This is a genomic window from Serratia sp. CY82433 (assembly GCF_052166535.1).
In the GTDB taxonomy this organism is placed as follows: domain Bacteria; phylum Pseudomonadota; class Gammaproteobacteria; order Enterobacterales; family Enterobacteriaceae; genus Serratia; species Serratia sarumanii.
In genome coordinates this window covers 383,942-404,207 of record NZ_JBJNOR010000002.1, presented here as the reverse complement: position 1 = coordinate 404,207, position 20,266 = coordinate 383,942, and the positions used below count along the sequence as shown (strand labels likewise).

Genomic DNA, 20,266 nt, shown 5'->3' with positions numbered 1-20,266 from the left:
GTGAGCAAAGGTCAATCCGCTATTTGATATTCCTGGAATATATTAGCCGCCCTGGCCGGGGGCGCCAGGGCGGAGGGGAGGGCGGTCAGAGGGTTTCGCTCAGGGTGGCGACCAGCACCGCCTTGATGGTGTGCAGCCGGTTTTCCGCCTGATCGAACACCACGCTGTGCGCCGACTCGAACACTTCGTCGGTCACTTCCATGCCGCCGTGCAGATCGTACTGCTGCGCCATCTGCTTGCCGAGCGTGGTTTGATCGTCGTGGAACGCCGGCAGGCAGTGCAGGAACTTCACGTTCGGGTTGCCGGTCAGCTTCAGCATCGCCATGTTGACCTGATACGGCCGCAGCAGCGCGATACGTTCCTGCCAGGTCTCTTTCGGCTCGCCCATCGACACCCACACGTCGGTGTAGAGGAAGTCGGCGTCTTGCACCCCTTCGGCGATGTCTTCGGTCAGGGTGAGTTTCGCGCCGGTTTGCTGCGCCAGCGCCTGGCACTCGGCCACCAGCTCCGGCTGCGGCCAGCAGGCCTTCGGCGCCACCAGCCGCAGATCCATGCCCGCCAGCGCGGCGGCTTCCAGCAGCGTGTTGCCCATGTTGTTGCGCGCGTCGCCGACGTACGCCAGCTTCACTTCACTCAGCGCCTTGCCCGGCAGGTGCTCCTGCACGGTGAGCAGATCCGCCAGTAATTGGGTAGGGTGGAACTCGTCGGTCAGGCCGTTCCACACCGGCACGCCGGCGTGCTGCGCCAGGGTTTCCACCAGCGCCTGGCCGTAGCCGCGATACTGAATACCGTCGTACAGGCGGCCCAGCACCCGGGCGGTGTCTTTCATCGACTCCTTATGGCCTATCTGGCTGCCGCTCGGGCCGAGGTAAGTGACCTGCGCGCCCTGATCGAATGCGGCAACTTCGAAAGAGCATCGCGTGCGGGTCGAGTCTTTTTCGAAGATGAGCGCAATGTTTTTGCCCTGCAGCCGGCGTTGTTCCTGCCCCTGCTTCTTGGCCTGCTTCAGATCGGCCGCCAGTTTCAGCAGCGCCTGCAGCTCGGCGGGGGTGAAATCCATTAACCTCAGAAAGTGACGTTGGTAGAACGCATTGCCGGTGCTCATAGTCCGATTCCCTGATTGCTTAATTGAATTAAAATTCACTTTATATGTATGAATATTCAAATTCAACCCCGGCGAGGAAATCTTTCACGTTTATCGTGGAAGCAACGTCGGCGGTGTGTGAAAATAGAAGGAATGAAGGCCATTTGACTTGAGGATATAGGCATGGCAAACCGCGAATTGCTGGAAGAACAACGTGAAGAGACCCGCCTGATCATCGAAGAACTGCTGGAAGACGGCAGCGATCCGAACGCGCTCTACACCATCGAGCACCATCTGTCCGCCGAGAAATTTGAGGTTCTGGAGCAGGCCGCCGTTGAAGCCTTCAAGCTGGGCTACGAAGTGACCGACGCCGAAGAGCTGGAAGTGGAAGACGGTTCGATGGTGATGTGCTGCGACGTGATCAGCGAAGTCGGCCTGAACGCAGAGCTGATCGACGCTCAGGTAGAACAGCTGGTGGCGCTGGCGGAACGCTGCGGCGTCAATTACGACGGCTGGGGCACCTACTTCGAAGATCCGAACGGTGAAGACGGTGAGGATGACGAAGACGGCGACTACATCGACGAAGACGACGACGGTAAACGCCACTAATCCCTTTCCGATTAATGCCTGTGGGCCGGTTCTCGCCGGCCCCTGATAAACGCCATGACATACCAATCCCTGTTAGCCCCGATTTTAAGCTTCCTGCACTGTGAAACGCCCGACGCCTGGATCGACGCCGCGCGCCGTCCGGAAAACCTGCAGCTGTTGCTGACTGACCACCTGGTATGCGAGCTGAAAGCCGCGCAGACCGGCATGTGGCTGATCCGCCGCTACGTGGCGGACAAAGAGAGCGGCGACGCGCTGTTGGCGCTGCTGCGCCCTTACGAGGCGTTTCTGCACGAAGCGCAGGGCGCGCCGGACACGCTGTTTCGCCAGGGCCAGTTCACCCGCAAGATCCTGCCGAAAAACGGCTCGGCCTACGGCCAGGATCTGGCGGATCGCATGGTGCTGTTGATCAAGGAAGAGCTGCATCACTTCTCGCAGGTGCTGGAGATCATGCAGGCGCGCGGGATCCCGTATCGCAAGATCACCGCCAGCCGCTACGCCAAGGGGATGATCCGCGAGATCCGCACTCACGATCCGGCGACGCTGATCGACAAACTGATCTGCGGCGCTTACATCGAAGCGCGATCCTGCGAACGCTTCGCCAAACTGGCGCCGCACCTGGACGACGAGCTGAACCGCTTTTACGTCTCGCTGCTGCGCTCCGAAGCGCGCCATTATCAGGACTACCTGACGCTGGCGGAACAGATCGCCGGCGGCGACATCAGCGAACGGGTGGCGCATTTCGGCCGCCTCGAAGCTGAACTGATCCTGTCGCCGGACAGCGAGCTGCGTTTCCACAGCGGCGTGCCCGCCGCCGCCTGACGTTGAGGCGCGCCCTTACTGCGGCGCGCCCAGCAACAGATCCACCGCCTTTTCCGCCAGCATGATGGTCGGCGCATTGGTGTTGCCGCTGGTGAGCTGCGGCATCACCGAGCAGTCGATCACCCGCAACTGCTCAAATCCGTGCACCCGCAGTTGCGGATCGGTCACCGCGTCCTGCGGCGACGGCCCCATGCGGCAGCTGCCTACCGGGTGATATACCGTCTTGCAGAAGTTGCGCACGAACTCTTCCAGCTGCGCCTCATCACGCGTCCACTCCGGCTGCGGCATCAGCAGATCCTTGATCAGCGGCTTCAGCGCCGCGGTTTGCAGGAAGCCCAGGCCGAACTTCACCGCGCGCACGCTGCCGGCCAGATCGTCCGGGTGGCCGAGGTAGTTGGCGTGCAGCTTGACCGGATCGTGCGGGTTGCTGCTGCGCAGCAGCACTTCGCCGCGCGCCTTCGGCTGCAGGTAGCCGACCTTGAGCGTGAAGCCGTGAATGTTCGGCAGCGGTTCGCCGGGCACGTCGTCCCAGCTGTCCAGCAGCGGCAGGAAGTGGATCTGCACGTCCGGCCGGCCGTCGCCCTGGCTGTCGGTGAAGGCGGCGCCTTCCAGCACGTTGGACGAGAGCACGCCGCTGCGAAACGCCAGCCACTGCGCGCCGTGGCTCAGCGCCTGCAGGCCGCGATCGGCGCCGAACAGGCTGATCGGCTCGCGGGTGCTGACGTTGATCGACATGTGCAGATGGTCGTGGAAGTTTTTACCCACCGGCAGATCCGCCCGCACCTCGATGCCCAGCTGCTGCAGGTGGTCGCGCGGGCCGATGCCGGACAGCATCAGCAGCTTCGGCGAACCGACCGCGCCGGCGCTGACGATCACCTCTTTGGTGGCGCGCGCGGTCACTTCCGCGCCGCCGTTCTGGCTGTAGACCACGCCGGTGGCGACGTTGCCCTCGAAGGTCAGCCGGTGCGCCAGCGCGTTCAGTTTCACCACCAGCCGCCGTTCGTCGCGCACCGCCTTCAGGTAGGTGCGGGCGGTGCTGGCGCGTTCGCCGTTGTGGGTGGTGGTTTGGTAGAAACCGACGCCGTGCTGGCTGTCGCCGTTGAAGTCGTTGCGATAGGGCAGGTTCAGCTCCTGGCCGGCGCGGATAAACGCCATGCTGAGCGGGTGGCGGTAGCGGTTTTCGCTGACCGGCAGCAGCCCGTCAGCGCCGTGGTAGTCGTCCGACAGGCTTTCGTTGCCCTCGGCGCGTTTGAAATAGGGCAGCACCTCCCGGTAGCTCCAGCCGGCGCAGCCATAGCGCTCGGCCCAGTCGTCGTAGTCCTGCGGCTGGCCGCGCAGGTAGATCATGCCGTTGACCGAACTGCTGCCGCCCAGCACCTTGCCCTGCGCGATCTGCATGCGGCGGTTGTTGGCGTGCGGTTCCGGCTCCGTCTCGTAGGGCCAGCTCTTTTTGGCGATGATCTTGGCCACGCCGGCCGGCATCTTGATGAACAGGTTATTGTCGTCGCCGCCGGCTTCCAGCAGCAGCACCCGCGCCTGGGTGCGGCGGATCAGTTGCGCCGCCAGCACGCAGCCGGCGGAACCGGCGCCGACGATGATGTAATCAAAGGTATTTTCCGACATGACAGCTCTCCGTGCGCGATTGGGATACTGGCAGAGTAACGCGGGGGAAAAAGCGGTCAATTTGCGATCGTTAATTTATTAACGAACTTCACATTAAATTTACATCGTGGTTTTTAACGTCAGTTTATCTGCTTGAAATACGGCGTTATAGCGAGTTTTACTGATTGATTGCGATATTAATAAAAAAGGCGCAGCAAGCTGCGCCCTGATGGGAAGGCGGGGGCGATTACAGCGTTTTCAGCATGGTGACTTCGCAATCGACGTGGCCGGTAGCGCCCATCGCGTGGTCGATGTGTTCGAAGCCCAGATGTTCGTACAGCGCAACGGCCTGCGTCAGGCTGGCGGTGGTCTCGAGGTAACAACAGCGGAAGCCGTGCCGGCGGGCGAAATCCAGCGCCTGCAGCGCCAGGCGTTTCGCCAATCCCTTGCCGCGCAACACCGGCAGGAAATACATCTTCTGCAATTCGCATATATCGTCTGCGCCGCCCTGCAGCGGCGCGATGCCGCCGCCGCCGGCGACCTGGCCGTCTACCTCGATCACCCAGTAAGCGCTGCGCGGCAGGCTGTAGAGCTGATACAGGGCGTCCAGATTGGGATCGGAGACGGTATAGCCTTTATCCGCCGTCAGGCCGTGCTCGGCGGAGACTTCGCGAATGACGTGAGCAATGGCGGGATTGTCTTCCGCCGTGATGGGGCGCACCAGCAGGCGCGCCGGGGTTGCTGTTGTCATGTTTACACTCGCCATTGAAAGAGACCACGTTCGTTTTTCGTTTTTATCGCAGCACGAAACGCGCCGGGGATGATTTCCCGGCGGCGTCCCTGCAGCAGTAATATCTTGTAATAACACCTAACCCGGCCCGGATGCAACGGCGATAAAAAAACAGCGGGGAAGACCCGCTGTTTTTCAGGCGTTGGCGTGAGCCGGTGGATTACAGCGCGGCGATGGTCGCCTGCTGTTCCTGCAGCTTCACTTTGCCTTCTTTGCAGGCCGCCAGACGATCGCGTTCTTTGGCGACCACCGCTTCCGGCGCGCGCGCCACGAAGCCTTCGTTCGCCAGCTTGCCTTCGATCGCGGCGATTTCCGCATCCAGCTTGCCCATCTCTTTCGCCAGACGCGCGATCTCGGCGTCCTTGTCGATGAAACCGGCCATCGGGATCAGCAGCTCGGCGCCGTCCACCAGCTTGGTGACGGAGACCGGGCCTTTCTCACCGGCCGGCAGCAGCGCGATGGATTCCAGGCGCGCCAGACGGGCGATAAAGCTTTGGTTCTCCTGCACGCGGCGCTGGGCGTCGGCGCTGCAGTTGCGCAGCAGCACGTCGAGCGCTTTGCTTGGCGCGATGTTCATCTCGGCGCGGATGTTGCGCACGGCGATGATGGTTTGCTTGATCCACTCCAGATCGTTCAGCGCCTGCTCGTCTTCCAGCGCGGCGTCGTAGGCCGGGAACGGCTGCAGCATGATGGTGTCTGCGGTCGTGCCGGTCAGCGGCTTCACGCGCTGCCAGATGGTTTCGGTGATGAACGGAATGATCGGGTGCGCCAGGCGCAGCAGCGCTTCCAGCACGGTGATCAGCGTGTGGCGGGTGCCGCGCTGTTCCGCTTCGCTGCCGTTGCTCACCACCGGCTTGGTCAGCTCCAGATACCAGTCGCAGAACTGGTTCCAGGTGAATTCGTACAGGATGTTGGCCGCCAGATCGAAGCGGTAGGTGTCCAGCGCTTCGCGGTAGGCTTTCACCGTGCGGTTGAATTCGGCCAGGATCCAGCGATCCGCCAGCGACAGCACTTTCTCGCCGCCGTTGAAGCCGCAGTCGTGCGCTTCGGTGTTCATCAGCACGAAGCGGCTGGCGTTCCACAGCTTGTTACAGAAGTTGCGGTAGCCTTCCAGGCGCTTCATGTCCCAGTTGATGTCGCGGCCGGTCGAGGCCAGCGCCGCCAGGGTGAAGCGCAGGGCGTCGGTGCCGTGCGGCTCGATGCCGTTCGGGAACTGCTTCTCGGTGCGCTTGCGGATTTTCTCCGCCAGCTGCGGCTGCATCATGTTGCCGGTGCGTTTTTCCAGCAGATCTTCCAGCGAGATGCCGTCGACCATATCCAGCGGATCGATCACGTTGCCTTTCGACTTGGACATCTTCTGGCCTTCGTCGTCGCGGATCAGGCCGGTCATGTAGACGGTCTTGAACGGCACCTGCGGCTTGCCGTTTTCATCCTTGATGAAGTGCATGGTCAGCATGATCATGCGCGCGATCCAGAAGAAGATGATGTCGAAGCCGCTGACCATCACGCTGGTCGGGTGGAAGGTTTTCAGCGCCTCGGTCTGCTCCGGCCAGCCCAGGGTAGAGAAGGTCCACAGGCCGGACGAGAACCAGGTGTCCAGCACGTCTTCGTCCTGGGTCAGCACCACGTCGGCGCCCAGGTTGTTCTCGCTGCGCACTTCTTCTTCGCTGCGGCCCACGTAGACTTTGCCGTTCACGTCGTACCAGGCCGGGATACGGTGGCCCCACCACAGCTGACGCGAGATGCACCAGTCCTGAATGTCGCGCATCCAGCTGAAGTACATGTTTTCGTACTGCTTCGGCACGAACTGGATTTCGCCCTGTTCGACCGCTTCCACCGCCACTTTGGCCAGCGGCGCGGTGCGCACGTACCATTGGTCGGTCAGCATCGGCTCGATCACCACGCCGCCGCGGTCGCCGTAAGGCACCGTCAGGTCGTGCGGTTTGATCTCGTCCAGCAGGCCCAGATTATCGAAGGCGGCAACCACCGCTTTACGCGCCGCGAAGCGCTCCAGGCCGCGGAACTCGGCCGGGATTTCGTTGCAGTAGTCGGTGCAGACTTCGCCCAGGGTGTTGAACACTTCCGCTTCCTGACGGATATCGCCGTCGAAGGTCAGAATGTTGATCATCGGCAGGCCGTGGCGTTTGCCGACTTCGTAGTCGTTGAAATCGTGCGCCGGGGTGATCTTCACGCAGCCGGTGCCTTTTTCCATATCGGCGTGTTCGTCGCCGACGATGCGGATGCGGCGGCCGACCAGCGGCAGAATGATCTCTTTGCCGATCAGGTCTTTATAGCGCGGATCTTCCGGGTTGACCGCCACGCCGGTATCGCCCAGCACGGTTTCCGGACGGGTGGTGGCGACCACCAGGTAGTCTTTGCCCTCGGCGGTTTTCGCGCCGTCGGCCAGCGGGTAGCGCAGGTGCCACATGGAACCTTTGGATTCGCGGTTTTCCACTTCCAGATCGGAGATGGCGGTGCGCAGCTTCGGATCCCAGTTCACCAGGCGCTTGCCGCGGTAGATCAGGTCTTCTTTGTGCAGACGGACAAACACTTCGCGCACCGCGTTCGACAGGCCTTCGTCCATGGTGAAGCGCTCGCGCTCCCAGTCCACGGAGTTACCCAGACGGCGCATCTGGCGGGTGATGGTGCCGCCGGACTCCGCCTTCCACTGCCAGATCTTGTCGATAAACGCGTCACGGCCGTAGTCGTGGCGGGTTTTGCCTTCTTCCGCGGCGATCTTGCGCTCCACCACCATCTGGGTGGCGATGCCGGCGTGGTCGGTGCCCGCCTGCCACAGGGTGTTTTTACCCTGCATGCGCTGATAGCGAATCATGGTGTCCATGATGGTCTGCTGGAACGCGTGGCCCATGTGCAGGCTGCCGGTGACGTTCGGCGGCGGGATCATGATGCAGAAGCTTTCCTGGCTGGTGTCGCCGTTCGGCTTGAAGTAACCCTGATTCTCCCAGTGATCGTACAGCTTCTGTTCGATCTGCTTTGGGTCGTATGCGGTGTCGAGCTGACTGTTTGTCTTTTCCATTCTTTATCGTATTCAGTGAGTTGGCGGCGTAGCCGTGGTCAAATGGAAGCCGACGCTGCGATAGGCCTTGTAACGGTCGCGCGCCAACTGTTTCAGAGTGTCTTCGTAAGGAACGAAGTCTACCACTTCATGGAAAGCGGTAGCAAAATCGGCAAACTGCGGCAGCAGGGCGATCAGCAGATCGCGCGGGGCGTTGCCGCGCTTGCCGGGCCAGCACAGTTCCACCGGCGCGCCATAGTGCGGCCCTTCGCCGGCCAGGTTGTGCGGCACGAATTCATGCGGCTCGCGCTGCCACAGCGCTTCGTCCAGCCGCTGGGCCTGCTCCTGGCTCTCGCAGGCGATCAGCACCCGCTTGCCGGAACGGAAGCCGTTGGCGGCAACGGCGCAGGCCACGGCCTCATGGGCGCTGAGCGCACCAGACGGTTCCGCGTTGTCGAGCAAATAAAACGTCGCCTGTTTCATTAAGGATCCACCGCTGCCGATAAAAAAATGTAGGGGCACAGCATGCTGTGCCCCTTGGGATTATACCTGAATTACCGCTCAGATTTAATCGTCGCCGTTCAGGCCCGCGCGGTTCAATAGGAACTGCGACAGCAGCGCCACCGGGCGGCCGGTCGCGCCCTTGGCTTTACCGGAACGCCAGGCGGTGCCGGCGATATCCAGGTGCGCCCAGGTGTACTTGCGGGTGAAGCGCGACAGGAAGCAGGCGGCGGTGATGGCGCCGCCAGGGCGGCCACCGATGTTCGCCATGTCGGCGAAGTTGGAGTCCAACTGCTCGTAGTACTCGTCGGCCATCGGCAGGCGCCAGGCGCGGTCGCCGGCCTGCTCGGAAGCGCCCAGCAGCTCGTGCGCCAGCGGGTTGTGGTTCGACATCAGGCCGGTGATGTGGTGGCCCAAGGCGATCACGCAGGCGCCGGTCAGGGTGGCGATGTCGATCACCAGCTCCGGCTCGAAGCGCTCGACGTAGGTCAGGGTGTCGCACAGCACCAGGCGGCCTTCGGCGTCGGTGTTCAGCACCTCGACGGTCTGGCCGGACATGGTGGTCAGCACGTCGCCCGGACGGTACGCCCGGCCGCCCGGCATGTTTTCACAGCCGGCCAGCACGCCGATCACGTTCAGCGGCAGGTTCAGCTCCGCCACCACGCGCATCACGCCGTACACGGTCGCCGCGCCGCACATGTCGTATTTCATCTCGTCCATGCCGTCGGCCGGTTTGATCGAGATGCCACCGGAGTCGAAGGTCAGCCCTTTGCCTACCAGCACGATCGGCTTAGCGTCCGGATTTGGGTTGCCCTTATATTCCATCACCGACATCAATGATTCGTTCTGCGAACCGGCGCCGACCGCCAGATAGGCGTTCATGCCCAGCTCTTTCATCTGCTGTTCGCCGATGACGCGGGTGGTGATGTGGGTGCTGAAGGCGTCCGCCAGCTGGCGGGCCTGCGAGGCCAGGTAGCCGGCGTTACAGATGTTCGGCGGCATGTTGCCGAGATCTTTGGCCGCCTTGATGCCGGAAGCCACCGCCAGGCCGTGCTGGATAGCGCGTTCGCCGCTGGTGAGCTCACGGCGGGTCGGCACGTTGAACACCATTTTGCGCAGCGGACGACGCGGCTCCACCTTGTTGCTTTTCAGCTGATCGAAGGTGTAGAGCGTCTCTTTGGCGGTTTCCACCGCCTGACGCACTTTCCAGTAGGTATTGCGGCCTTTCACGTGCAGCTCGGTCAGGAAGCAGACCGCTTCCATCGAGCCGGTGTCGTTGAGGGTATTGATGGTTTTCTGGATCACCTGCTTGTATTGGCGCTCATCGAGCTCGCGCTCTTTGCCGCAGCCGATCAGCAGGATGCGCTCGGAGAGAATGTTGGGCACATGGTGCAGTAGCAGCGTCTGCCCGACCTTGCCTTCCAGTTCGCCACGGCGCAGCAATGCGCTGATATAACCATCACTGATTTTGTCGAGTTGTTCTGCGATAGGGGACAGGCGGCGCGGTTCGAAAACGCCGACTACAATACAGGCACTGCGCTGTTTTTCCGGGCTACCGCTTTTTACACTGAACTCCATGCACTCTCCTGAATCTTAAAGACAAAGGCGGACGCTACGGCTAGAATAACCGACTCCGTAACGATCTCCCGCCATTTGAGTTAACGGATTATGTTAACCTGAACGGCGTAAATTGCTCTGTTTTGGCGACTATAAGCAAGTTCCTATAGGACACCCAAACGGCTTGATGTTGTAATACTATTTTAGCTGTGAAGGTTGCCATATGATGAGAATAAATGGCGGATTAGCGATGAAATTATCGATTTTCCTGCAAAAAGACAAGTTTTCACAGGCGTAATAAGCGTGATCATCATAAGATATCTGGTACGGGAAACGCTCAAGAGCCAAATCGCCATCCTGTTCATCCTGCTTCTGATCTTCTTTTGTCAGAACTTGGTCAGGGTGTTGGGCGACGCGGTGGACGGCAATATCCCGACAAACTTAGTACTTTCTCTGCTCGCTCTGGGCGTGCCGAAAATGGCGCAGCTCATCCTGCCTTTGAGCCTGTTTCTCGGTTTGCTGATGACGCTTGGGCGGTTGTATACCGAGAGCGAAATCACCGTTATGCACGCCTGCGGGCTGGGCAAACGCACCCTGATTATCGCCGCCATGATCCTGGCGCTGCTCACCTCTGCGGTCGCGGCGGTGAACGTGTTTTGGGCCGGCCCCTGGGCCTCGCGCTATCAGGACGTGGTGGTAAACGAAGCCAAGGCCAACCCAAGCATCGCCGGGCTGGCGGAAGGGCAGTTCAAACCCTCGCAGGACGGCAACGCGGTGCTGTTTATCGGCAACGTGAAAGGCAGCACCTTCAACGACGTGTTCCTGGCGCAGCTGCGGCCGAACGGCAACCAACGCCCGTCGGTGGTGGTGGCCGAGCACGGCAACATCGTGCAGCAGAAAGACGGCTCGCAGGTGGTGACGCTCGACAAGGGCACCCGCTTTGAAGGCACCGCGCTGCTGCGCGACTTCCGCATTACCGACTTCACCGACTACAAGGCGGTGATTGGCCACCGCACCGTGGCGGCGGACAACACCGAATCCGAACAGATGTCGATGCAGACGCTGTGGGAGTCCGACGATCCGGATGCGCGCGCCGAGTTCCACTGGCGCCTGACGCTGGTGGTGTCGGTGGCGCTGATGGCGCTGCTGGTGGTGCCGCTCAGCGTGGTGAACCCACGCCAGGGCCGCGTGCTGAGCATGCTGCCGGCCATCCTGCTGTATCTGATCTTCTTCCTGCTGCAGACCTCGCTGCGATCCAACGCCGGCAAGGGCAAGCTGGATCCGATGCTGTGGCTGTGGCTGGTTAACGGCGTTTACTTCGCGATCGCGCTGGCGCTGAACCTGTGGGATACCGTGCCGATGCGCAAGCTGCGCGCACGCCTGAGAGGAGCGGCCTGATGTTTGGCGTATTAGACCGGTATATCGGTAAAACGATTTTCAACACCATCATCATGACGCTGTTCATGTTGGTGTCGCTGTCCGGCATCATCAAGTTCGTCGATCAGCTGCGCAAGGTCGGCCAGGGCGAATACACCGCGTTGAGCGCCGGCATGTACACCCTGCTGAGCGTGCCGAAAGACATCGAGATCTTCTTCCCGATGGCGGCGCTGCTCGGCGCGCTGCTCGGCCTGGGCCAACTGGCGACGCGCAGCGAACTGGTCGTCATGCAGGCTTCCGGCTTTACCCGCCTGCAGATCGCCGGCTCGGTGATGAAAACCGCCATTCCGCTGGTGCTGCTGACCATGGCGATCGGCGAGTGGGTGGCACCGCAGGGCGAGCAGATGGCGCGCAACTACCGCGCCCAGCAGATGTACGGCGGCTCGCTGCTCTCCACCAAGAGCGGGCTGTGGGCGAAGGACGGCAACGACTTCATCTACATCGAGCGCGTCTCCGGCGATAAAGAACTCTCCGGCGTGAACATCTACCACTTCAACGATCAGCGTCGCCTGGAGACGGTGCGCTATGCCGCCACCGCCAGCTTCGAGAACGGGGTGTGGCAGCTTTCGCAGGTGGATACCTCGGATCTGACCGACCCGAAACAGGTGACCGGCACCCAGACGCTGACCGGCGAATGGAAAACCAACCTGACCCCGGACAAGCTGGGCGTGGTGGCGCTGGATCCGGATTCGCTCTCCATCAGCGGGCTGCACAACTACGTGAAGTACCTGAAGCAGAGCGGCCAGGAGGCCAGCCGTTACCAGCTCAACATGTGGAGCAAAATCTTCTCGCCGCTGTCGGTGGCGGTGATGATGCTGATGGCGCTGTCGTTCATCTTCGGCCCGCTGCGCAGCGTGCCGATGGGCATCCGCGTGGTGACCGGCATCAGCTTCGGCTTCCTGTTCTACGTGCTGGATCAGATCTTCGGCCCGCTGAGCCTGGTGTACAGCATGCCGCCGGTGCTGGGCGCGCTGCTGCCGAGCATGCTGTTCCTGCTGATCAGCGTGTATATGCTGCTCAAACGCAAGTAGCGGGGCGTTCGGTAGTGAAGAAAGGCGTGGCCGCGGGGCCGCGCCTTTTTTGTTGGGGGGGGTTAGCTGACGCTCAGCAGCGCGATGCCGGCATCCTGATAGGCCTGCGCGTCTTCCGGCAGGCGATCCAGCACCAGGGTGTCGATCTGGGCAGGGGAGGCGAACTGCGCCAGCGAGGTGTTGCTCAGCTTGGAGTGATCGCACACCACGATCACCTGATTGGCATGCTCCACCATCGCGCGCTTGGTTTCGGCCAGCATGATGTCGGCCACGCAGGCGCCCTGTTTCAGCGATAGCGCGTTGGCGCCCATAAACGCCTTGTCGATGTTCAGCGTATCCAGCAGCGAACGGCCGTTGATGGCGACCGCGCAGTGATAACCCTTTTTGACGATGCCGCCCAGCAGGATGATCTGGATCGATTCGACGTCTTCCAGACTCTTGGCGATCATGAAATCGTTGGTGACTACGGTCAGGTTGCGGCGCTGGCGCAGATGGCGGGCGATCTGCAGGGTGGTGGTGCCGGTATCCAATACGATGATGTCGCCGTCTTCCACCAGGCCGGCGGCCAATTGACCGATTTGCTCCTTGGCGCTGAGGTTCACCTCTTCACGCTGATCGGAACCGACCTCGAAGCTGGCGCGGGTGCGCAGAATGGCGCCGCCGTGGGTGCGCGTCAGCATGCCGGCGTCTTCCAGAATGCGCAGATCGGTGCGGATGGTGGCGCCGGAGACGTTAAAGCGCGAGCTCATTTCCCCCACGGAGAGCTTGCGCTTCTCCTTGAGAATGGCGAGGAGTTTTTCCTGGCGCTCTTCTGCGAACATGCTCACTCATTCACTCCTGACAGGCACAATGGATGTGCGGCTAATATACCCCGCGCATCGGCGGCAGGCAAAGCGCTTGCCGGCCGCCGCTGGCAATATTCCAGCGGGCATTATCCGTGCGAGATGCGAAGGTTACGGCGCACCGATCCTTTTTGGTATAGTCTACCCTGCGGTGTATTGGGTAGCGGGGCAGGCAGTTAATGGAATATGAAGAAAATATCAGTCACATTATCAGCAAGCATCTGGAAGCAGCATTAGGCGATTTCGGCGAGCTTATCTGGGCCTACGTGGTGTTATCCAAGAAAGATATGTCATGTATCTTTGGCGTCACCAATTACCCCGGTGAATGGGTAAAGCAATATAAAGAGCAAGGGCTGCAATATACCGATCCGGTGGTCATTACGGCGCTCAATCGCCTGACACCTTTCGCCTGGGATGAGAATCTCATGGCTGGCGCCGGCTTCCGTTTTTCTGAGTTGTTCGAGCAAGCACGCGAATTCGGCGTAGCCGATGGCTATACCTTCGTGTTGCATGACTTTAATAATAATCTGGTGACCCTTTCCTTTACCCTCGCTGCCGAGCGCAAGGCGGAAACCATGCAGATGCTGAATCAGCATAAAGGCGATATTTCGTTGCTGCTGGCATCGACCCATGAGATGTATTTAACGCTGACTTCACTGTCGGAAAAAAACACCGCGCGCCAGGAAAAAAACGCCCGTTTTACAGAGAGAGAAAACGAGATCCTCTATTGGGCCAGCGTGGGGAAAACCTACCAGGAAATGGGCATGATCCTGGGGATCAAAACCTGCACCATCAAGTTTCATATGGGGAACATTGTCAAAAAACTGGGAGTAGCGAATGCCCGGCATGCTATCCGTTTAGGGATGGAACTTCAGCTGATTAAACCGGTGGGGTGATTAGAACGCAGGTTCGTCGCTCAACGGCCAGGCGTTTAGCATGTGTTCGTCTTGCGTATTCAACTTTTTGAATATTCTGTTTTTTAATGCCTCCTGGCTCTGACGGTCAACGTGGCCCAACAGCAAATGAACAGGCTCGTTCTTTTCCGACATGCCTGTCTTCAACTGCGTGACGTTCCAGCCGGAGCTTTTGATAATATGCAACATCGGGTGGCTGGAGACTGCCAATATGCCGTCATAACCGTGTTGCCGCGCATAGTTGATTAGCGACAAGAACAGCGCCAGGGTCACAGGGAACCGGCGGCCCAGCAGAGACTGGGTCCTTTCCTTATCGACGAAAAAGCGTGTGGACTCGATGAAATTCCCCTCTGGAATGACGACGTCATGAAAGAAAGAGGAAAATGCGCTGTTCAGCATATTCTTGTGTTTCATATCAATCATCCTCGTACCACAAATTATCATGTTGTCCTTTACGCCAAATATATAGTTTGTCTTATCATTATCAAACTCATCCAGCTCCTTGCCGTCTGAACAGTTCACGGCCCATTGCAGCCTGTCTTTAAAGACGTTTTTCCTTAAAACATAAAGATCTGCTGATTTTTCGGTGCTCATTGATGCGTAGTTGGTGCTGTAAATATTAAACATAATGTTACCTTTGAATAAATTAAGAGAAATAACTTTATCCAGTAACATCAGAGAAGTTTCACTACGAGCATGCCGGTGCATGAGAATGATAAGGCTTTTTAAGCGATCGGCGCTAACCTTATTATGCCGTGCTGCGAGGCAGCTTCAGGGCAATTGAACGGTGAACAAAGCAGGTCGACGAGATTGAACGGCTTGGCTCATTAAAGGCTGGAGAGGATTGACTATCAATGACTGCCGAGCCGTATCTGCCATGGTGAAATATTAATTATTGACGTTATAATTTAGGTGGGTTTTATTATTTTAATAAATTAATTCTTACTATTTGTTACTGGGGGTGTCGATAGGGCATGGATTTGCCGTCCGGCAGAGGAATAGGAGTGAAAAGAGCGGCTGGTGTGATTTCTACAGTACGTCCTCGGACCTGTCTTCATGCAGTGGTAAAATGCGATATTAAAAAATATCTGACAGAGATCACATTATTTTAATGACAGGACCGGTGCTATTTCTCGACGGCTCTGCGGGTATGTTGGGTTGCTGAGTAAAATGAGCGGTGTATGGTGGCCATGGTAGAACGCCGTGGCTGCTGAGATACAGAGCGAAAAATAGTGCTGGCACCTGATTTCTGCTATGTGAAATAATAACCCAACTGAACTGATGAAGGTCTAGTTGGGTACTATACTTTAGTCTAACTAGCTTCTAACTCCCTAAGGCGATACACTTTTCTAGTCAATTTTCGACGAAAAAAACATAAAAAAAACCTGACCTCGTAGGGTCAGGCTGCCAAGATCGGCCAACACCAGGGAAAATTTTCTTACACCATCTTAAAGCTATCAACTCAGCAGAGGCAAGTGTTCTCTGCTGGTTTTTAGCTTTGGGTTGCTGTTTTGTTACGTATGCACGCTATTTTCTGTTGGTTCCAGATAAAATCCCATCTAAAGAAATAACATCTATCCCCTGACAACCCCGTTCCTATTGGCTTATTCCAGTCATGACTACCATAAATGAAAAAATATTGTTCCTGCAATGTTAAGTAAACTTATTCTTTATTGGCTGACACATGGATATGCAATTATTTGCAGTGTTGCCATTGCGGTTGGGGATTATTTGGCGCAGCCTGGTAGGGCGCTTGAGGGAATGTGGGCGATGGCCGATAAGGCGCATGGCTATGGCGGTAAAGGCTCGTGTGCTGACAAAAAATCGAATGAGGCCCGATGGCTTATCACAGCCATCGGGCCTTGTGCTATGGGGGAAGAAACATTACAGCGGCTGGCTGAACTCCACCCGCTCGCCGTCCGGCCCGGCGATCATCAGATAACGCACGCCGTTGGCACCGCTGGGCTGCAGCGTCGGCCCTTCAATCACCGGATACCCCAGCTCCGCCAGCCAACGCTGCGTGGCCGCCAGATCGATGACCCGCAAAGCGATATGGTCGATACCATAGGCGCTAGGGGGGCGAGTCAGCCCTTCGTCAGGTAACTGGTATAACTCCAGCGTTAGCTCACCCAACTGCAAAAACTGTACGGCGACGGGGCCGCCGAGCGCCAACGTTTGTCGGGGTTCGAAACCGAGTGAACGATAGAAGCCGGCGGCTCGTTCGATATTCGCGCAGCGCAAACCGACGTGCATCAACCCGTTAATCCGGTGTGCCATATCAAATCCCCTTGCGCGCGCAGTAGAAGCCATAGAAGGCGACGTAGGCGAAGCAGACCAGCGGTACTGCGAAGGCGATCTGCATATCGCCGCCGTTGAGATCGGAGATGATGCCCATGAGTAACGGCACCACCGCGCCGCCGATGATCGACATCACCACGATCGAACCGGCCACCTGAGTTTCTTCGCCCAGCCCTTTTATCGTCAGGCCAAAGTTGGTTGGCCAGCACAGCGCCATGCAGAAGTTGACGCCCATGATCGCCACCACCGCCAGCAGGCTTTGGATGTTGACGGCCAGCAGCAACAGCAGCACGCATACCGAACAGAACACGCCGAGCAACCGCGCCGGGCTGAACTTTTTCATCAGCGCGGTGGTGACTACCTTGCCGGCCGAGTAACAGACCAGCGTGGCCAGCAGCCAGTAGGTGGCCGAATGCTCGGTTGCCCCCTGTTCAATCATTTGCACAAAACGAATGGTGAAACTCCACAGCCCTACCTGCGCGCCGACATACAGGAACTGCGACAGTACCCCCAATCGGAAGCGCGGCAGCGCCAGCAGGATCTTCAGCGATTGCATCAGCGGCTTGCCCGCTCCCTGGTGCGAACGTTGGGTTTTGCAGGCGGGGAATTTCACCGCCACGAAGATCAGCGCCAACACGATCAGCACGCTGCCGATGATCAGATAAGGTGTGACCACCTGCGACACCATCTGGGTGCGTGCCGCTTCGGCCGCCGCCGGTGGCATTTGCAGCAGCTCGGCGTGGCTGGGATCGTTTTTGCCGAACACCAGCTGCTGGCCGATCAAGACGCCAAAAATGATCCCCAGCGAGTTGAAGATCTGCGAGAAGTTGATGCGCTGGGTGGAGGTTTCAAGCGGCCCCAGCAGGCTGGAGTAAGTATTGGCGGAGGTTTCGAGGAACGACAGCCCGGTGGCGATCACCCCCAGGCAGGCCAGGAAAGCGCCGTAGGTCATGATCTGCGCCGCAGGAATAAACAGGAAACAGCCGAGTGCGTACAGGCACAGGCCGATCACGATCGCCACCTTGTACGAGTAGCGTTTGATCACCGCTGCGGCGGGCAGCGCCATTACGAAGTAACCGAGGAAGAAGATCGACTGCACCAGCGCGGTCTGGGTATCCGACAGATCGAACCCCTTCTTGAACTGGGCGATCAGAATATCGTTCAGGTTGCCGGCCATGCCCCACAGGGCGAACAGGCAGCAGACCAGCATCAGCTGTAGCCAGGGCGTGGCGGGCAGATAGGCGCTGCGGTCGATACTTTCGGCCGCGGCGTGCTGCGTGATGTCACCCTTGTTAATCAGAGAGTCGCTCATTGCGGTGTTCCTTCATCCGGAGAAAAAGAGAACGAGCTAATAACGTCAAGCTGTTCGTAGAGGGGCTGCGCCTGGCGGTAGAGCTGTTCGAACAGCTCGAAGCAGCGCAGGTAGTGTTCGTGCTGGCGCGGATCGGGAGTAAATTCGCGCTCGATGCTGACGGTGCGGCTCACCCCCTGGGCGAAACTGCTGAACAGCCCGACGCCGACCCCGGCGACGATCGCGCAGCCGGTGGTGCCGTTCTCCTGATTGCGCGTCTGCAGCAGCGGCAGGTTATAGACCGAGGCTTTGATCTGCAGCCACAGCGGGCTGCGTGCGCCACCACCGGAGGCAATCATTGCCTCCGGCTCCTGTGCGTGGCGCCTGAGCTGCTGCAGATTACGCAGGGAGGCCAGCGCTACGCCTTCCAGTACCGCGCGGTAGAGATGCGGCTGCCTATGCTTGCGCTGCAGGCCGAAGAACTGCGCGCGCGAGTTGGTGCGTTCCGCCAGCCGCTCGCCGATCAGGTAGGGCAGGAACAGCAGCCCTTCGGCGCCCGGCGGCACCTCGGCCGCCATATCGAGCATCTGCTGATGGCCGAGTTGGCCGGCGTTCAGCGCCGAACGCGCCCAGCGCATGGCGTCGCCACCGGCATCGAGCAGGGTAAAACCGCCCCAGGCCGAGTTGGCCAGGTGCAGGTTGTTGACGCTGGCACAGAGCAGCGGGTGTTCCGAGACCACGGTGAGCAGCGTCGAGGTGCCGGTGCTGTCGGAAGCGATGCCGGCCTGATAGACGCCTGAGCCGAGCAGGGTAGCGGCCATATCCGCCGTGCCCGCTACCACCGGCACCCCCGGCGGCAGACCGGTCACGCGTGCCGCTGCGGGCGTAATGTGGCCAATCACCTTGCTGGAGAGATGGATGGCGGGCAGCTGATCGGCGCGCAGCCCGAACTGCCGCAGCGCCTCTGGCGACCACTGCAGCGTGGCGCTGTCCATCAGGTAATAGCAGGAGGCTTCGCTGTAATCGGTGGCGCGTACGTCGCAGAGCCGGAAATTGACGTAATCCTTCGGCATCAACACCGTAGCGATGCGCTCCCACTGCGATGGGTGATGCTCGCGCAGCCAGGCCAACTTGAACGCCGGCCAGGCGGCGGTGGGGGGATTGTTCAACAGTTCAAGCCAGGGCTGCGGCGGCTGTTGGTGGCTAAAGCGCGCCACCTGCGGCTGCGCGCGTTTGTCGTTCCACAGCATGGCGCGATCGACGACCAGTTCGCCGTCGGCATCGAGCAAAACTGTGCCGTGCATCTGCCCGCAGGCGCCGACGGCGGCGATACGCGGCCAGTATTCGGCGTAGCGCGCGTACAGCTCCTGCGTACATTGGCAGACACTCTGCCACCACAGTGAAGGCGGTTGTTCCGACCAACCGGCCTGCGGCGTGATCTGCTCGTACTCGCGCTGCGCGAAGCCAAGGATTTCCCCGGTGTTGGCGACCAGCCCGGCGCGGGTGCTGCCGGTGCCGATATCAAGGGTAAGAAGTAAATCTTTCATTGTTATCACTCCCGTGGCGGATGGCGCGGGCCACCCGCAGAAGCGTGCGCTGGGATCGCGCAGGATTTAGTTATCGTTCAGTTCCGGGAACAGGCCTGGATCCTGTTCGAGTTGCTCCAGTACGCGCTGGGTGGCCGCCGCGCTCATGCCAAAGCGGCGTACGCCCAGCCGATACAACGCGCGCACCGTGTCCAGATCGCGAATGCCGCCGGCCCCTTTGATCGGGATGCGGCCACGCAACTGATCGGCGATGATCGCCACTTTCTCCACCGTGGCGCCGGTCGGTGCCCAGCCGGTGGAGGTTTTCACCCAGGCCATGCCGACTTCGACGGCGATATCGCACACCCGACGGATCTGCTGCTCGTTCAGATAGTGCGTCTCCAGAATGACTTTGGCCGGCACCGGCGCGGCGGCCTCGGCTACCCGGCGCAGATCTTCGCGCACATAGTCGTAATCCCCCGACAGCACCTTGCCGATGTTCACCACCATATCGACCTCGCGCGCGCCCTCGGCGATCAGCTGGCGCACCTCCTGCACCTTGAGATCGGTGGTCTGCCCGCCGCCGGGAAAGCCGACCGGCCCGCCAATCATCACGTCCGCCTGGCCGCGCTCCGGCAGCAGGGTGCTGAGGAAACGCGTCCAGCACGGCAGCACGTGTACCGAGATGATGCGATAGCGGCTGGCCAACGCGGCGCAGTGGCGCACATCTTCCTCGGTATTGGTGGCCTGCACCGCGCTCAGGTCGATCAACCTGGCCATGCGTCTGGTTGTTTCATTCATTGCGTTTATCCTTCTTTTGTTTTCATTTAATTTTATTTATTCACCTTATTCTCTTTCATATGGCTTTAAAATCAGCATTTGGTGAAATTGTGATCGGATCTGCGGTTTTGTGGTGAGGGGCGTGAAAGGGAGAAGAAAAAAAGGGCGC

At 59.6% G+C, this 20,266-nt stretch carries 17 protein-coding genes; 5 read left to right on the top strand and 12 right to left on the bottom strand.

The features are described 5' to 3' along the window. Positions 1-85 precede the first annotated feature (85 nt). On the bottom strand, positions 86-1,105 hold the full coding sequence (argF, locus tag ACJ8PI_RS15445; protein WP_060423000.1) for an ornithine carbamoyltransferase: 1,020 nt from the start codon (positions 1,103-1,105) through the stop codon (positions 86-88). A gap of 162 nt (positions 1,106-1,267) precedes the next feature. Here argF and rraB point away from each other — a divergent pair, with 162 nt between their 5' ends. Further along, entirely contained in the window at positions 1,268-1,693 is a 426-nt protein-coding gene (gene rraB, locus ACJ8PI_RS15440) for a ribonuclease E inhibitor RraB (protein WP_164134799.1), read from the top strand. Positions 1,694-1,747: 54 nt separating this feature from the next. Then, positions 1,748-2,512 carry a tRNA isopentenyl-2-thiomethyl-A-37 hydroxylase MiaE gene (gene miaE / locus ACJ8PI_RS15435; RefSeq protein ID WP_015376459.1) on the top strand — a complete coding sequence of 255 codons (765 nt, stop codon included), beginning with the start codon at positions 1,748-1,750 and terminating at the stop codon, positions 2,510-2,512. A 15-nt stretch (positions 2,513-2,527) separates the two neighbouring features. Here the strand turns inward: miaE and ACJ8PI_RS15430 are convergent, their stop codons facing one another. The 5 genes from ACJ8PI_RS15430 to pepA form a co-directional block, all read right to left on the bottom strand. Further along, positions 2,528-4,135, bottom strand: coding sequence for a GMC family oxidoreductase (locus ACJ8PI_RS15430; RefSeq protein WP_164134798.1), 1,608 nt, complete (start codon positions 4,133-4,135; stop codon positions 2,528-2,530). 226 nt (positions 4,136-4,361) lie between these two features. Continuing rightward, positions 4,362-4,865: a GNAT family N-acetyltransferase gene (locus ACJ8PI_RS15425; RefSeq protein ID WP_042783576.1), complete on the bottom strand. Its 504-nt coding sequence runs from the start codon at positions 4,863-4,865 to the stop codon at positions 4,362-4,364. Between the two features lie 199 nt (positions 4,866-5,064). Next, positions 5,065-7,941 (bottom strand): valine--tRNA ligase, encoded by a 2,877-nt coding sequence (locus ACJ8PI_RS15420; RefSeq protein WP_033648627.1) that lies wholly within the window; start codon positions 7,939-7,941, stop codon positions 5,065-5,067. A gap of 12 nt (positions 7,942-7,953) precedes the next feature. Beyond that, on the bottom strand, positions 7,954-8,403 hold the full coding sequence (locus ACJ8PI_RS15415; RefSeq protein ID WP_033631663.1) for a DNA polymerase III subunit chi: 450 nt from the start codon (positions 8,401-8,403) through the stop codon (positions 7,954-7,956). Positions 8,404-8,487: 84 nt separating this feature from the next. Continuing rightward, on the bottom strand, positions 8,488-9,999 hold the full coding sequence (gene pepA, locus ACJ8PI_RS15410) for a leucyl aminopeptidase (protein ID WP_033636874.1): 1,512 nt from the start codon (positions 9,997-9,999) through the stop codon (positions 8,488-8,490). Between the two features lie 282 nt (positions 10,000-10,281). Between pepA and lptF the strand changes: the two genes are divergently transcribed. Both lptF and lptG read left to right on the top strand, forming a co-directional pair. Beyond that, positions 10,282-11,376: an LPS export ABC transporter permease LptF gene (gene lptF / locus ACJ8PI_RS15405; protein ID WP_044029829.1), complete on the top strand. Its 1,095-nt coding sequence runs from the start codon at positions 10,282-10,284 to the stop codon at positions 11,374-11,376. Then, on the top strand, positions 11,376-12,446 hold the full coding sequence (gene lptG, locus ACJ8PI_RS15400) for an LPS export ABC transporter permease LptG (protein WP_033636876.1): 1,071 nt from the start codon (positions 11,376-11,378) through the stop codon (positions 12,444-12,446). The genes lptF and lptG overlap by 1 nt, the downstream gene beginning before the upstream one ends. A 62-nt stretch (positions 12,447-12,508) precedes the next feature. Here the strand turns inward: lptG and ACJ8PI_RS15395 are convergent, their stop codons facing one another. Further along, positions 12,509-13,267 carry a DeoR/GlpR family DNA-binding transcription regulator gene (locus ACJ8PI_RS15395; protein ID WP_033636877.1) on the bottom strand — a complete coding sequence of 253 codons (759 nt, stop codon included), beginning with the start codon at positions 13,265-13,267 and terminating at the stop codon, positions 12,509-12,511. Positions 13,268-13,467: 200 nt separating this feature from the next. Here ACJ8PI_RS15395 and ACJ8PI_RS15390 point away from each other — a divergent pair, with 200 nt between their 5' ends. Beyond that, positions 13,468-14,184 (top strand): helix-turn-helix transcriptional regulator, encoded by a 717-nt coding sequence (locus tag ACJ8PI_RS15390; RefSeq protein ID WP_033636878.1) that lies wholly within the window; start codon positions 13,468-13,470, stop codon positions 14,182-14,184. On the opposite strand, the gene ACJ8PI_RS15385 is transcribed toward ACJ8PI_RS15390, so the two are convergent. The 5 genes from ACJ8PI_RS15385 to deoC all read right to left on the bottom strand — a co-directional run bounded on the left by ACJ8PI_RS15385 (position 14,185) and on the right by deoC (position 20,118). Next, entirely contained in the window at positions 14,185-14,877 is a 693-nt protein-coding gene (locus ACJ8PI_RS15385; RefSeq protein WP_080289878.1) for an acyl-homoserine-lactone synthase, read from the bottom strand. 1,209 nt (positions 14,878-16,086) lie between these two features. Continuing rightward, positions 16,087-16,479, bottom strand: coding sequence for a VOC family protein (locus ACJ8PI_RS15380; RefSeq protein WP_049195778.1), 393 nt, complete (start codon positions 16,477-16,479; stop codon positions 16,087-16,089). Between the two features lies 1 nt (position 16,480). Further along, complete coding sequence (gene fucP, locus ACJ8PI_RS15375) at positions 16,481-17,812, bottom strand: L-fucose:H+ symporter permease (protein WP_164134797.1); 1,332 nt, start codon at positions 17,810-17,812, stop codon at positions 16,481-16,483. Continuing rightward, positions 17,809-19,338 (bottom strand): xylulokinase, encoded by a 1,530-nt coding sequence (locus ACJ8PI_RS15370; RefSeq protein WP_164134796.1) that lies wholly within the window; start codon positions 19,336-19,338, stop codon positions 17,809-17,811. The genes fucP and ACJ8PI_RS15370 overlap by 4 nt, the downstream gene beginning before the upstream one ends. A 66-nt stretch (positions 19,339-19,404) precedes the next feature. Then, positions 19,405-20,118, bottom strand: coding sequence for a deoxyribose-phosphate aldolase (deoC, locus tag ACJ8PI_RS15365; RefSeq protein WP_399573916.1), 714 nt, complete (start codon positions 20,116-20,118; stop codon positions 19,405-19,407). Positions 20,119-20,266 lie beyond the last annotated feature (148 nt).

Bases quoted from the DNA above. Each gene is read 5' to 3' on its own strand.
- ACJ8PI_RS15385 (WP_080289878.1), bottom strand. From the start codon at position 14,877: ATGTTACTGGATAAAGTTATTTCTCTTAATTTATTCAAAGGTAACATT.
- ACJ8PI_RS15425 (WP_042783576.1), bottom strand. From the start codon at position 4,865: ATGACAACAGCAACCCCGGCGCGCCTGCTGGTGCGCCCCATCACGGCG.
- ACJ8PI_RS15380 (WP_049195778.1), bottom strand. From the start codon at position 16,479: ATGGCACACCGGATTAACGGGTTGATGCACGTCGGTTTGCGCTGCGCG.
- lptG (WP_033636876.1), top strand. From the start codon at position 11,376: ATGTTTGGCGTATTAGACCGGTATATCGGTAAAACGATTTTCAACACC.
- ACJ8PI_RS15420 (WP_033648627.1), bottom strand. From the start codon at position 7,941: ATGGAAAAGACAAACAGTCAGCTCGACACCGCATACGACCCAAAGCAG.
- pepA (WP_033636874.1), bottom strand. From the start codon at position 9,999: ATGGAGTTCAGTGTAAAAAGCGGTAGCCCGGAAAAACAGCGCAGTGCC.
- argF (WP_060423000.1), bottom strand. From the start codon at position 1,105: ATGAGCACCGGCAATGCGTTCTACCAACGTCACTTTCTGAGGTTAATG.
- ACJ8PI_RS15370 (WP_164134796.1), bottom strand. From the start codon at position 19,338: ATGAAAGATTTACTTCTTACCCTTGATATCGGCACCGGCAGCACCCGC.
- ACJ8PI_RS15395 (WP_033636877.1), bottom strand. From the start codon at position 13,267: ATGTTCGCAGAAGAGCGCCAGGAAAAACTCCTCGCCATTCTCAAGGAG.
- ACJ8PI_RS15390 (WP_033636878.1), top strand. From the start codon at position 13,468: ATGGAATATGAAGAAAATATCAGTCACATTATCAGCAAGCATCTGGAA.
- miaE (WP_015376459.1), top strand. From the start codon at position 1,748: ATGACATACCAATCCCTGTTAGCCCCGATTTTAAGCTTCCTGCACTGT.
- fucP (WP_164134797.1), bottom strand. From the start codon at position 17,812: ATGAGCGACTCTCTGATTAACAAGGGTGACATCACGCAGCACGCCGCG.
- ACJ8PI_RS15415 (WP_033631663.1), bottom strand. From the start codon at position 8,403: ATGAAACAGGCGACGTTTTATTTGCTCGACAACGCGGAACCGTCTGGT.
- ACJ8PI_RS15430 (WP_164134798.1), bottom strand. From the start codon at position 4,135: ATGTCGGAAAATACCTTTGATTACATCATCGTCGGCGCCGGTTCCGCC.
- deoC (WP_399573916.1), bottom strand. From the start codon at position 20,118: ATGAATGAAACAACCAGACGCATGGCCAGGTTGATCGACCTGAGCGCG.
- rraB (WP_164134799.1), top strand. From the start codon at position 1,268: ATGGCAAACCGCGAATTGCTGGAAGAACAACGTGAAGAGACCCGCCTG.